Below are 12,952 nucleotides of genomic sequence, written 5' to 3'. Positions count from 1 at the left end.
GGCTATCGACCTACAACTTTCTGCCCTGGCTGAAGCCCCTTGAGGATTTCAACCTGCGTCGCGGTTTGCTGACCGATCTCTACATCCACCTCGCGCTTGCCATCCGCATCAATAACCTGCACGTACGTGCGGGAGCCGATTGAACGAAGCGTTGAAGGAGGAATAACAATGGCATTTTCTGTACGCTTTGTGATAATGCTTATGGATAACGGTGTGCCGCGGTTTAATCCCTTTGGCAAATCTTTAATGTCTACGATGAGAAAATCCTCAGGACGCTCCGGCTTCGTTTCTCCGGGCTGCCCGCCTATACCGCCTCCGTTGTCTTGTTCCTCGGCTTTAGTCGGAAGCTGCTTTACCTTGCCATTGAGATTTCCTGCGTTGCTAATATTGACGACAGCCTCCATGCCAACGGCAACTTTCTCGAGCTCAGTCTTAGATAGCTTAGCAGCAGGCGTCATTTGACTTGTATCCGCTACGATCGCAATAGGCGCGTAGGCTTTGATCAAGTCTCCCTTTTGCACATTTAATGTAACAATCGTTCCGCTGAAAGGAGCCTTCAAGCTAGCCTTCGCAATTTCTTCCTCCATGTCGACCAGCTTCTGCTTCCGCTCCTCGAAGGCAATAGACTTCTCTTCAAACTCAATCGGGTCCATCTCATCACGCTGACGAAGCGTTTCCTTCATCGCGATTTCTTCTTTCTTAAAGGCAAGCCGCTCCAAACGCAACGCTTTGATTAGCTCATCTACATCCAGCTCGCCAATGACCTGGCCTGCCTTGACCGTTTCACCCGCTTTAACATAAAGCTCCTTCAGATGTTTACCGTCTAATGTAAAGAACAAGGTTTCTTCCTCTAATGAAATAAGCTTGCCGATAACCTGAACCTTCGTTTCGAGAGTCGCTGTTGTCACCTCGTATTCCGGCTTTTTGGAAATTTGCGGCGGTGCGATTTCCGGCAATACCTCTTCTTCTTCTTCCGCCGGGAGCAGCGAGCACCCGCTTGCAAATAGTAAGGAAACACTCATAGCAGCAACAATTGAACGTTTAAATAAATTTCCCGTCCACCATTTCATAAACATGGTCGGCAACCTCCAAAATCGTAGGATCATGTGTAGTCATACAGATAGTAACGTGTTCAGTGCGAATGATATTTTGAAAGACTGCCATTATTTGAGCCGACATGCCCGAATCAAGCTCGGCCGTTGGCTCATCCGCGAGCAGCAGCATCGGCTCATGCGCAATCGCCTTCGCTATTGCGACACGCTGCTGTTCACCGCCCGAGAGCTCGAATGGCCGGTGATGCATCCGCTTCTCCAGTCCGACCAGCTCCAGACAATGAGCAACCCTTTCCTTCCATTGGGAGCGCGGCTTGCCTGCCATACGGAGCGAAAGCTCAACATTTTCCCAGGCGGACAGCAAAGGCATAAGCGCAAATGCCTGGAATATAAATCCCATGTCCTTGCGTCTTACCAACGTTCGTTCGTCATCGCTCATGCTGTGAAAAGATAACCCGTTAAACCAAATTTCCCCCTTGCTTGGTGTGTCGAGGCCGCCTAAGCAATTTAGCAGCGTCGTCTTGCCTGAGCCTGATCTGCCTCTCAGCATAACAAGCTGGCGCTCCTTGAGCTCTAAACGAATGCCTTTTAACACGTGCAGCTGTGAACCTCCAACCTGAAATATACGCTCTACATTCGTAACGGTGAGTAGATTACGCTGTTCGTCAGCGGGTTCAAGCTGCTGCTCTGTAAGTTGTTCTGCTTCCTGCGGAATGGCCATGAGCGCTCCCGATCCCTCCTTAACCATGTTTTAATAAAAAAACCATTATTTATTGCTATTTCAACTTTCATAATTCTCATCTTACATGATAGACGAAGGACAAGCTCAAAAAGTTACGACGATTTTAAACAACTTTTATAAACATTTTCATCGCATAAGGTTTAATAAAAAAAGCTGCTTTCAGCCTATGCTTGCGCATTGTGCTAAAAACAGCTTTCAGCCTGCTTCTACTTCACTTTAAATTGCGAAATTGCAAGATCAAGCTCACGTACAATTGCATCTAAGTGTCCTGCCGACGACAAAATATTTTCCATCAACGCCAGCTGTTCCTCCGTTGCCGCTGCAACGCTTTCTGTCTTTTCCAGGTTTAGTGCCGCAGTGGAAGCGGTCTGCTCCATTGAAGCGCTTACCTGCTGCGAGCTGGCAGACATTTGTTCCGTAATCGCGGAGTTTTCTTGGAGCTGCTCGGTCATCTGTATAATGGCAGATACGATAATATCAAGATTTTGCCTCACTTCTCTTACCCTTTCATCGCCCCGTTCAACCTCTTGCATCGTTTGAGTCATACAAGCCGAAGCTCCTGCTATTTCTCTCCGTGTGACATCAACCAGCTGATGGATGCCGTCTGCTGATTCAAGCGAGCTTGCCGCCAGCTTGCGGATTTCTCCCGCAACAACTGCAAACCCTCTGCCGTGCTCACCCGCACGTGCCGCTTCAATCGAAGCGTTAAGAGAGAGAATGTTCGTCTGATTCGAAAAGGAAGTAATGTTTTCGGCGATGGCGCCAATTTGCTGCGAGCGATGTTCGAGCATACCGATTGTATCTGCCAGCTTGCTGATAAAGGACTTTACTTCGAGCATTTGCTCAATTAAGCGTATAAGTGCTGCTTGTCCTTGGTCTGCTTGATGCGAAGTAGAGGCCGATTGATCAGCTAGCATAGAAGTATTTTCAGCAATTCGTTGGATGCCGATTGTCATCTCCTCAATCGCTCTTGACGTTTCTACCGCTCCTCTTGCTTGAACTTCCGAGCCGTTAGCCACTTCTTGAATGTTAATCGCTACATGCTCTGCTGCCGCGGCGGATTCCTTCGATGCTGTTGTCAGCTGAGCGGACGATTTGCTTACTTCGCTTGCATTGTCAGCAATCCCTGATATGAGCTGCTTCATTGTTCCTATCATATGATCGACCGACCTGGAAATGTTGCCCAGCTCGTCTTTGCTGTACTTCCGATCAGGCAAAACCGTCAAATCACCTTCAGTAACACGCTGTGTTTTATTAACTACGCTTGTAATCGTTTTCATAATATGGCGGATTGTAAAAAATACGGCGACAAATAATGAAACAGTAACAATGATAATGCCAATGAGTAAAGTAAGCTGGTTTTTTTGCATTTGGTCACTAATTTTAGCAATCGTCATTTCAGCATGAATGTCGACGCTTCCTCCTATTTCATCTATGCCCGAACGGCTAATTAGGAAGCTGTCATTGATTTCTTTATTTTGAAACTGGTTTACCCCATCTGAAGCTGCTGTAACGGCAGCGGATGTCCAATAATTAAAATTACCTTTAAACTCAAGCAATATTTGATCGGCTGTCCGCTTGGATTCACCATAGGCTAGACCTTGCAGTTCTTTTTCGAAAAGAATGGTCTTCGCTTCCCTCACCCGCTCCTCGACCTGCTTAATATTCTCAGCCATTTCCTCCAGGGCAGCATCGGCACCTGCTTGATCCAACGTCCCCGATTCAATCTTCAAATAAGCTTGAAAAGCCTGATACATATCTCGATCCGCATTTAATATAAGTGAATCAACCTTATTCGTTGTCTGATAAATTTGGTCAGACATCTCATCTAACATCGATCGCTGCTCACTGAGCAAATAAAATCCGGTAAAAACGAAAAAGAAGAGTGGAATGACAGCTAACAACGAAAGTCTCAAACGTAAAGGTAATTTCATAAAAAACCGCCCCTCAGATTATTTATATTCTATATAGTTATTTATCGGATAGAAACACAATCAAATGAAAGGGTTGAGACGATTTTTTAATATTTTTGTGTCGAATTATGACTTATGATATCAAAAAAAAGCATGCCCTCCTTCACAAGGAGAACATGCTTACATAATTTTACACTAAAATGCTTATTTTCCAAACGATTGCGGATCGTTTCTCCAAGCCTGCAGCGCCGCAACATCCCCGGCAGCCACCTTGCCAAGCTCCACTGCTGTTTGAATAAGCGCGCTGTAGTTGGATAAAGTTTCAAGCTGCATTTTCTCCGCAGCAAACGCTTGTACGGCTTGATCGAATTCATAAGTGAAAATAGCCAGTACCGCACAAACCTCTGCGCCAGCTTCACGAACAGCTAACGCCGCCTTCAATGAACTGCCGCCTGTAGAGATCAAATCCTCGATTACGACTACCTTTTGACCCGGGAGCACACGGCCCTCAATCTGATTTTGTTTGCCGTGGCCCTTTGCTTTGTCGCGAATGTAAGCCATTGGCAGGTTCAGCTTTTGGGCAACCCATGCCGCATGGGGAATACCGGCCGTTGATGTTCCTGCTATGACTTCTGCATCAGGGTAACGCTCCCGAATGATCGTTGCGAAGCCTTCTGCTACAAGATCACGAATAGCTGGATAAGTCATTGTAAGGCGATTGTCGCAATAGATAGGCGATTTAATTCCTGAAGTCCATGTAAAGGGCTCGTTCGGCCGAAGCGCAACCGCTTCGATTTCAAGCAGGCTCTTGGCAATTTCTGTCGGCAATTCCGATAAAGTCAATTTACTCATAGGAAATCAGCTCCTTAATAATAGATTCTAACGCTGCGCGCGGCTGCGGCGCGGCTGTAATCGGCCGGCCGATAACCATGTAATCCGTACCCTGCCGAAGCGCTTCGCTAGGCGTCATAATACGGGATTGATCATTTACGTCTGCACCCTTTGGCCTGATGCCAGGTGTTACTGTTTTAAAAGAAGCTCCGCATGCTGCTTTAATGGCTTCCACCTCAGATGGCGATGCTACAACACCATCAAGTCCGGCTGCTTTAGTCAACTCGGCATATCGAAGCACCGCAGCTTCTACCGTTCCGTTAATTCCAATTTGCTCATTAAGCATCGATTGGCTCGTGCTTGTCAGGTGGGTGACGGCAATTACTGTTGGCTTAAGTAATCCGCTGCCGGTAACCGCAGCATCAACACCTTCAAGCGCTGCTTCAAGCATTGCGCTGCCGCCTGCGGCATGAACGTTAAACATATCGACGCCAAGCTTGGTCACGCTGTTTGCTCCGCCTTTTACCGTATTCGGGATATCATGCATCTTCACATCGAGAAAAACGTAGTAGCCTCGTTTTTTCAAGCTTTCCACGAAGGAAGGACCTGCTGCATAAAATAATTGCATCCCAACCTTCATATAACAAGGAATCCCCTGCAGCTCGGCGATTAAACGTTCCGCCGCCGCTGCATCCGGATAATCCAGCGCAACCATAATTCGTCCAGCCGCCTGCTCGGTAGTCAGCTTCATTCGAAATTTCCCCTTTTCTCTGTTCATTTGCATAATAAACGGCCATACGTCCGCTTCGCGGGCAGCCCCTGGATTTTCGTATCCATGACGGAACTACGCGAAGCATCTGACGCTGGCCGTACTTTTAAGCTGCGGTGAGCTTATTTAGATTACTTCTTCTGCAGCACAGGCATCGAACGCGAGGAGAAGTTGATGGTTTCAAGCATAACAAGCAGGGCGCGTACTGTATCAAGCGACGTCATACAAACAACGCCGTTCTCAACCGCTTCACGGCGAATACGGAAGCCGTCGCGCTCTGGTGTCTTGCCCTTCGTAAGCGTGTTGACTACGAAATGAGCTTGACCTTCGCGTACGAGATCGAGAATGTTCGGCGAGCCTTCGCTCAGCTTATTCACTGTAGTCACATGCAAGCCGGCAGCTTGAAGCGCTGCTGCTGTTCCGCCCGTTGCGATAATTTTGTAACCGAGATTGTAGAAGCCGCGAAGCAATTCTGTCGCTTCTTCTTTATCTTTATCCGCTACAGTTGCAATAATTGCACCGGTAGTAGGGATCTTCATTCCTGCTCCGATAAGACCTTTGAATAGCGCCTTAGCGTATTTCACATCGCGTCCCATAACCTCGCCCGTCGATTTCATCTCAGGCGTTAGGGTAGGGTCAACTCGGCGCAGCTTCGCGAAGGAGAACACAGGAACCTTAACCGATACATATTCATCTTCCGGCCACAAGCCGTCTGTATAGCCCAGCTCGGCAAGCTTCGTGCCAAGAATCGCTTTCGTTGCAAGGTTTGCCATTGGCAGGTTTGTTACTTTGCTCAAGAAAGGAACCGTACGCGACGAACGCGGATTCACTTCGATTACATACACTTTATCTTGGTGAATGACAAACTGGATATTTACAAGGCCGATTACTTGCAGCGCTTTGGAAATTTTGATCGTAATATCGATAATTTGCTGCTTAATATCATCAGACAATGATTGCGGCGGGTATACCGCGATGGAGTCGCCGGAGTGAACCCCTGCGCGCTCTACATGCTCCATAATACCTGGAATAAGAACCGTTTCGCCATCGCAGATCGCATCAACCTCAGCCTCTTTGCCGAGCATGTAACGGTCGATCAATACGGGATGCTCCGGGTTGATCTTAACAGCTACTTCCATATAGCTGAGCAATTCTTCGTCCGAATATACAATCTCCATTGCCCGGCCGCCAAGTACGTAAGACGGACGAACGAGTACCGGATAACCAAGCCCTTGAGCAGTCTTAACCGCATCGTCAACCGAGGTAACCGTGCTGCCTTCCGGCTGCGCAATGTTTAAGCTGCGTAACAAAGCCTCGAACTTTTTGCGGTCTTCCGCCATATCGATGCTCTCGAGGCTGGAGCCAAGAATACGGACGCCGGCTTGTGCAAGCGGAGCTGCAAGGTTGATCGCGGTTTGACCGCCGAATTGCACGATAACGCCAAGCGGCTTCTCTTGTTCGATCACATTCATTACATCCTCGAAGAACAACGGTTCAAAATACAGACGGTCGGATGTGCTGAAGTCTGTCGATACGGTCTCCGGATTGTTGTTGATGATAACGGCTTCGTAGCCGGCGTTTTGGATGGCCCAAACCGCATGAACCGTCGAATAGTCAAATTCAATACCTTGACCGATACGGATCGGACCGGAGCCGAGAACGAGAACCTTTTGTTTGTCTGTCTCGATAACTTCATTTTCTACTTCGTATGTTGAATAGTAGTAAGGTGTCGACGCTTCAAATTCCGCAGCGCAGGTATCAACCATTTTGTAAACGGGCTTCAGGTTAAGCTGTACACGAAGGGCACGTACGTCCGCTTCCGTCGTATGACTGCCATTCGGGTAGCCTTCTCGGCGAATTTCAGCAATAGAGCGGTCGGAGAAGCCTTTACGCTTCGCTTCATACAGCGATTGCTGCGACAATGTCGATTCGCTGCGCAGACGATCCTCGAAAGCGACGATCGATTGGATTTTATCAAGGAACCACCAGTCGATATTCGTGATATCTTGAATTTCTTGCAGCTTATAGCCGCGGCGGAACGCTTCCGCTACAAGGAACATACGCTCATCGTCCGGTTTCTCAAGGCGGGTGCGGAGCACGGCGTCCTCAAGGGAAGATGCATCCTTCAAATGAATGCGGTGTGCACCGATTTCGAGTGAGCGAACCGCTTTATGAATGGATTCCTCGAATGTACGGCCTATGGCCATTACCTCGCCGGTCGCTTTCATTTGTGTCCCCAGCTTACGGTTCGCGTTAACGAATTTGTCGAAAGGCCAGCGCGGAATTTTCGAAACGATGTAATCGAGCGTTGGCTCGAAGCAAGCGTACGTTTGCCCCGTAACCGGGTTTACAAGCTCATCAAGCGTATAGCCGATAGCGATTTTAGCAGCCATTTTAGCAATTGGATAGCCTGTTGCTTTCGAAGCAAGTGCCGATGAACGGCTTACACGCGGATTTACTTCGATTACATAGTATTGGTAGCTTTGCGGATCTAGTGCGAATTGTACGTTGCAGCCGCCCTCAATATTTAGAGCGCGAATGATTTTGAGCGATGCCGAGCGCAGCATTTGATACTCACGGTCGGACAACGTTTGGCTGGGCGCAACAACGATACTGTCCCCAGTATGTACGCCAACCGGGTCGAAGTTCTCCATGTTGCAAACGACGATACAGTTGTCGTTCGCATCACGCATAACTTCATATTCAACTTCCTTCATGCCCGCAATCGATTTCTCGATCAAACATTGGTTAATCGGGCTGTAACGAATACCGGATGCAACGATTTCACGAAGCTCTTCTTCGTTCGCGCAAATACCGCCGCCAGTTCCGCCAAGTGTATAAGCAGGACGAACGATGATCGGATAACCGATTTTGTTAGCGAAGTTTACTGCATCTTCTACTGTCGTTACGATATCGCTGTCTGGTACCGGCTGCTCCAGTTCACGCATAAGTTCACGGAATAAGTCGCGATCCTCCGCTTTCTCGATAGCCGTCAGCTGTGTTCCGAGCAGCTTCACGTTCTCGCGTTCTAGAACGCCGGCACGGGCAAGCTCAACCGCCATGTTAAGGCCCGTTTGACCGCCAAGCGTCGGAAGCAATCCGTCCGGACGCTCCTGGCGGATGATTTGCGATACGAAATCAAGCGTAATCGGCTCGATATATACTTTATCTGCCATGTTTGTATCGGTCATGATTGTAGCCGGGTTACTGTTTATAAGAACAACCTCGTAGCCTTCTTCCTTGAGCGCTTGGCAAGCTTGAGTGCCTGCATAGTCGAATTCAGCCGCTTGTCCGATGACGATCGGACCGGATCCGATCACGAGAATTTTTTTGAGTTCATTATTTTTGGGCATATTGAAGCTCTCCTTTCAACGTCTCCGATAACACAGCCTGACGAGGTTTTTGTGGGTTATTTTTCTTGTGCGTACGGATCATTTGCAGGAACTCATCAAACAAATAGCTTGAATCGTATGGACCTGGCGCTGCTTCCGGGTGATATTGAACCGAAAACGCCGGGAATGTATTGTGCTTCAAACCTTCAATTGTACGGTCATTGTTGTTGATATGCGTTACAGACAGCTGCGTATCGGGTACGGACTCCTCAAGCACTGTATAACCGTGGTTTTGCGATGTGATGTAGCAGCGGTTAGTCGACAATTCTTTGACAGGGTGGTTACCGCCGCGGTGACCGAACTTCAGCTTCGTTGTATCTGCGCCGCAAGCCAGGGCAAACAGCTGGTGACCAAGGCAAATGCCGAAGATCGGATATTCGCCCAGCAGTTCGGAAATCATTTTTACCGCGTAAGGGACATCCTTCGGATCCCCAGGGCCGTTCGACAATTGTATACCGTCTGGAGCCAGACGGCGAATTTCTTCTGCAGTCGTATTGTGAGGAACGACAACGACATCGCAGCCGCGTTTTGTTAATTCGCGCAGGATACCGCTTTTTGCGCCAAAATCAACCAGTACGATTCGCTCGCCTTCTCCTGGGCTTGAGAACAGATGCTGCGTTGACGTGCGAGCCACTTGATCTGTCATTAGCTTCGAAATATTCAGACGCTCAGCCAGCTCTTCAATGCGCTCGTTGCCAGTCGTGATAAGACCTTTCATCGTACCGTAGTGACGCAGCTTCCGAGTCAGCATCCGCGTATCAATGTCGCTGATGCCCGGAATGCCGTATTCCTTAAGCATTTGGCCAAGGGAATATTGTGCGCGCCAGTTGCTCGGTACCTCTTCATGGCGACGAACGACAAAGCCGTGAATGTAGGGGCGTACGGCTTCGAAGTCATCACGCGTAATGCCGTAGTTTCCGATAAGCGGGTATGTCATAGTTACGATCTGTCCGCAGTAAGACGGATCCGAAAGTACCTCTTGATAACCAGTAATTCCTGTATTAAATACAACCTCGCCCATCATTTGCGCATCTGCGCCGAACGAAAGGCCCGTAAACAACGTACCGTCTTCCAACAATAATCTTGCTTGCATCCGTATCACTCCTCAGGTGTTGATTGCTAACCATCTATTTGCTTAAGTAAGATTTTAAAAAAGTTACTATTCAGACCAGACTACAACGCCGTCTACGATAGTCGCTACCGGCCAGCCGCTAAGCTTCCAGCCGCCGAATGGCGTATTGTTGCTTTTTGATGCAAAGGTGCTTGGGTCTACTGTGCGCTCACTGTTCAGATCAACAATTGTTAGGTCAGCCGGAGCTCCTTGCGTTAACCGGCCTGTCGGAAGACGGAAGACGCGGGCAGGATCTGCAGTCATACGCTGCAAAAGGAATCCTAAAGTCCATTGTCCTGTTTGCACGAACTTTGTGTACAAGAGCGGGAAGGCTGTCTCGAAGCCTACGATTCCGAAAGGTGCCAGCTGTACGCCGCGGGCCTTTTCTTCCGCGCTGTGCGGCGCGTGGTCGGTTACGACCATATCGATCGTTCCATCCTCAAGCGCTTCAATGACCGCTTGAACATCCCGCGGCGTGCGAAGCGGAGGATTCATTTTCCAGTTGGCGTCGTCAAGACCCGGAATATCCTCATCCGACAGCAGCAGGTGATGCGGGCAAACTTCAGCAGTAACACGAACGCCGATTTGCTTCGCAAGACGGATGAGCCGGACCGATTGTTCCGTGCTTACATGGCATACATGGTAATGAACGCCTGTCGCTTCAGCGAGCAATACATCTCTGCCGACGTGAATCGCTTCGGACTCATTCGGGATACCCTTCAGGCCATGCTTGCGAGAGAACTCGCCTTCAGAGGCCCATGCCCCTTCAACCAGTGAATCATCTTCGCAGTGTGCGATGATTGGCATATCCATCGATTTGGCAAGCGCCATAGCATTCTTCATCATTTGAGCATTCTGTACGCCGACCCCGTCATCCGTAAAACCAATCGCTCCAGCTTCCTTCAGTGCGGCGAAATCCGTCAGTTCCCGTCCAAGCTCATTTTTGGTAATAGCTGCATAGGGAAGCACCTTAACGATGCCGACTTGCTCTGCTTTATCCGTAATATATTTGACCGTTTCCGGCGTATCCGTTACCGGGCGCGTGTTCGGCATGCAAGCAATGGTTGTAAAGCCGCCTTTGGCTGCGGAACGGGTTCCTGTCGCAATATCTTCTTTATATTCGAATCCCGGATCGCGTAAATGAACGTGCATATCGATAAAGCCCGGCGATACAAGTTTGCCCTGTGCATCAATGACTTGTGCGCCGCCCGTATCCGGCGTTGTCCCGCCGTCTACAATTGCTTCGATTTTGCCATTTTCGACACGAATGTGCTTGCTTTCTAAGCTGCCCGAAGCTTCGTTCCATACGTTTCCGTTAATAATCCATAATGACATTGTTTGTTCACCCTCCGGATTTATGCGGTCTTTATTGAAAATGTTAGCTGAGTGCACGTTCGATGACGGCCATTCGGATTGGAACACCATTTTCCATTTGCGGAAAAATGCGTGATTGCGGGTGCTCCACCAGCTCGTCGTCAATTTCGACATTGCGGTTGATTGGTGCCGGATGCATGATGATTGCATGTTTGGCAAGCTTGCTTGCCCGATCCGCTGTAAGTCCATAATGCTCCCGGTAGTTTTCCGCCGAGCTCAGCATGCCGCTCTCATGGCGCTCAAGCTGTACGCGAAGCATCATAACGACATCTGATTTCAGAGCATCATTCATGGAGACATATGATGCGTTCAGCTCCGGCGCTTGCATATTAGGCGGAGAGCAGAAGTTGACGTTGACGCCGAATTTTTGTAAGGCCCATAAATTTGATCGTGCTACGCGGCTGTGCAAAACATCTCCGACAATGGTAACCGTCAGCCCTTTTAGTTGTCCAAAGTGTTTGCGCATCGTATACATGTCGAGCAGCGCCTGCGTAGGATGCTCATTATTGCCGTCTCCCGCATTGATTAGCGGAACCTTAATCCGCGTTGCAAGCTCCGCCAGCACACCGATTGGCTTTAACCGGATGATGCCTACGTCGATCCCCATCGATTCCAAAGTTCGTACCGTATCATATATCGATTCTCCCTTTTGCACGCTCGATACCGCTGCCGAGAAGTTCAGCACCTCTGCGCCTAGACGCTTCTCAGCAACCTCGAAGGAAAACCTTGTACGCGTACTGTTTTCAAAAAACATATTAGCTGCAAATTTACCTTGCATGGCTGTGTGTACTTTAACGGGATGGTTTTCCCAATAAGCAGCGCGATCGAGAATCGATTCAATCTCTTCCTTGCTTAGCTCCTTTAATCCGAGCAAACTCCGCTGTTTTAGCTTAGTCATAGTCATCCGGCTTGCCCCCTCTGATTAATAATCGTTACCTGATCGATTTGGTCGATTTCGGCTAGAGCCACTTCAATTTGCTCCTGTTTCGAAGTTGGCACGTTTTTACCGACAAAATCTGGTCGAATGGGCAGTTCCCGATGTCCTCTGTCTACCAGGACTGCAAGCTGAATGCTTTGCGGCCGGCCGCAGTCCATGAGCGCGTCCATAGCCGCACGGATCGTCCTTCCCGTATACAACACGTCGTCGAACAAAATAACGCGTTTGTCCTGAACCGTGAACGGGACGCCGTCCGTATCGCCAATTGCGGCGGCTACTTCAATATCTGCAGCGATGGCAGCTTTGCGATCATCGCGATATTGCGTGATATCTAGCTCACTCACAACGACTTGTTTACCTTCAATTTCTTGAATGCGTTCCGCAACCCGTTGCGCCAAATAAATACCTCTGGTGCGAATTCCGACAATCACGCAATTATCGATGCCTTTGTTCTTCTCCACAATTTCGTGAGCAATTCGCGTTAATGCCCGGCGAATCGCCGTTTCATCCATGATGACCAGATGCTCTTCTTCCGTCATTGCCGCTGACTCCTTTCATCATCCAATTCGCCAGGTTGCGACAAAAAAAGCTCCTTGCGTTGTTCGCAAGGAGCTTGTGATCAGTCACGAAAAGATAGGTTGCACACCACCGCAGCTTTCGTCACAGAAAGCGCGTTTAAGGATGTCCTATACTTCTCTTCTATAGACCTGTTATTCACGCTACCTTGCCAGCCTCACGGGACTGAGTTAAAGGTACTGCTGTATATCATAGGAATTATCCCACGTTCGACAAAAGATGTCAAGTAGAAGCGAACATTTTTGCTTATACTTA

Annotated in this window: 10 protein-coding genes; all 10 read right to left on the bottom strand. The window is 48.8% G+C overall.

Annotation, left to right across the window (positions count from 1 at the left end; genetic code table 11):
* Positions 1–2 precede the first annotated feature (2 nt).
* Entirely contained in the window at positions 3–1,076 is a 1,074-nt protein-coding gene (locus tag DFP97_RS16105) for an efflux RND transporter periplasmic adaptor subunit (RefSeq protein WP_114381208.1), read from the bottom strand.
* Positions 1,042–1,773, bottom strand: coding sequence for an ABC transporter ATP-binding protein (locus tag DFP97_RS16100; protein WP_114381207.1), 732 nt, complete (start codon positions 1,771–1,773; stop codon positions 1,042–1,044). Before DFP97_RS16100 ends, DFP97_RS16105 begins: the two co-directional genes overlap by 35 nt.
* A gap of 227 nt (positions 1,774–2,000) precedes the next feature.
* Positions 2,001–3,728 carry a methyl-accepting chemotaxis protein gene (locus DFP97_RS16095; RefSeq protein WP_114381206.1) on the bottom strand — a complete coding sequence of 576 codons (1,728 nt, stop codon included), beginning with the start codon at positions 3,726–3,728 and terminating at the stop codon, positions 2,001–2,003.
* A 183-nt stretch (positions 3,729–3,911) separates the two neighbouring features.
* The gene (pyrE, locus tag DFP97_RS16090) at positions 3,912–4,559 is read right to left on the bottom strand and encodes an orotate phosphoribosyltransferase (RefSeq protein ID WP_114381205.1); all 648 of its coding nucleotides are present in this window, start codon (positions 4,557–4,559) and stop codon (positions 3,912–3,914) included.
* A complete protein-coding gene (pyrF, locus tag DFP97_RS16085) occupies positions 4,552–5,289 on the bottom strand; it encodes an orotidine-5'-phosphate decarboxylase (RefSeq protein ID WP_114381204.1) in 738 nt (245 codons plus the stop codon). The genes pyrE and pyrF overlap by 8 nt, the downstream gene beginning before the upstream one ends.
* Before the next feature lie 149 nt (positions 5,290–5,438).
* The gene (gene carB, locus DFP97_RS16080) at positions 5,439–8,660 is read right to left on the bottom strand and encodes a carbamoyl-phosphate synthase large subunit (protein WP_114381203.1); all 3,222 of its coding nucleotides are present in this window, start codon (positions 8,658–8,660) and stop codon (positions 5,439–5,441) included.
* Positions 8,647–9,792 (bottom strand): carbamoyl phosphate synthase small subunit, encoded by a 1,146-nt coding sequence (locus DFP97_RS16075; RefSeq protein WP_114381202.1) that lies wholly within the window; start codon positions 9,790–9,792, stop codon positions 8,647–8,649. Before DFP97_RS16075 ends, carB begins: the two co-directional genes overlap by 14 nt.
* 66 nt (positions 9,793–9,858) lie before the next feature.
* Positions 9,859–11,145, bottom strand: a complete 1,287-nt coding sequence (locus DFP97_RS16070; RefSeq protein WP_114381201.1) for a dihydroorotase — start codon at positions 11,143–11,145, stop codon at positions 9,859–9,861.
* A gap of 43 nt (positions 11,146–11,188) precedes the next feature.
* A complete protein-coding gene (locus DFP97_RS16065) occupies positions 11,189–12,088 on the bottom strand; it encodes an aspartate carbamoyltransferase catalytic subunit (protein WP_114381200.1) in 900 nt (299 codons plus the stop codon).
* Positions 12,085–12,660 (bottom strand): bifunctional pyr operon transcriptional regulator/uracil phosphoribosyltransferase PyrR, encoded by a 576-nt coding sequence (pyrR, locus tag DFP97_RS16060; protein WP_114381199.1) that lies wholly within the window; start codon positions 12,658–12,660, stop codon positions 12,085–12,087. Before pyrR ends, DFP97_RS16065 begins: the two co-directional genes overlap by 4 nt.
* Positions 12,661–12,952 lie beyond the last annotated feature (292 nt).

This window comes from Paenibacillus prosopidis, assembly GCF_003337375.1.
In the GTDB taxonomy this organism is placed as follows: domain Bacteria; phylum Bacillota; class Bacilli; order Paenibacillales; family Paenibacillaceae; genus Pristimantibacillus; species Pristimantibacillus prosopidis.
This window is presented reverse-complemented; position numbering and strand designations above follow the sequence as displayed.

Coding starts and splice junctions, on each gene's coding strand:
- DFP97_RS16105 (WP_114381208.1), bottom strand. CDS start 1,076: ATGTTTATGAAATGGTGGACGGGAAATTTATTTAAACGTTCAATTGTT.
- DFP97_RS16100 (WP_114381207.1), bottom strand. CDS start 1,773: ATGGCCATTCCGCAGGAAGCAGAACAACTTACAGAGCAGCAGCTTGAA.
- DFP97_RS16095 (WP_114381206.1), bottom strand. CDS start 3,728: ATGAAATTACCTTTACGTTTGAGACTTTCGTTGTTAGCTGTCATTCCA.
- pyrE (WP_114381205.1), bottom strand. CDS start 4,559: ATGAGTAAATTGACTTTATCGGAATTGCCGACAGAAATTGCCAAGAGC.
- pyrF (WP_114381204.1), bottom strand. CDS start 5,289: ATGAAGCTGACTACCGAGCAGGCGGCTGGACGAATTATGGTTGCGCTG.
- carB (WP_114381203.1), bottom strand. CDS start 8,660: ATGCCCAAAAATAATGAACTCAAAAAAATTCTCGTGATCGGATCCGGT.
- DFP97_RS16075 (WP_114381202.1), bottom strand. CDS start 9,792: ATGCAAGCAAGATTATTGTTGGAAGACGGTACGTTGTTTACGGGCCTT.
- DFP97_RS16070 (WP_114381201.1), bottom strand. CDS start 11,145: ATGTCATTATGGATTATTAACGGAAACGTATGGAACGAAGCTTCGGGC.
- DFP97_RS16065 (WP_114381200.1), bottom strand. CDS start 12,088: ATGACTATGACTAAGCTAAAACAGCGGAGTTTGCTCGGATTAAAGGAG.
- pyrR (WP_114381199.1), bottom strand. CDS start 12,660: ATGACGGAAGAAGAGCATCTGGTCATCATGGATGAAACGGCGATTCGC.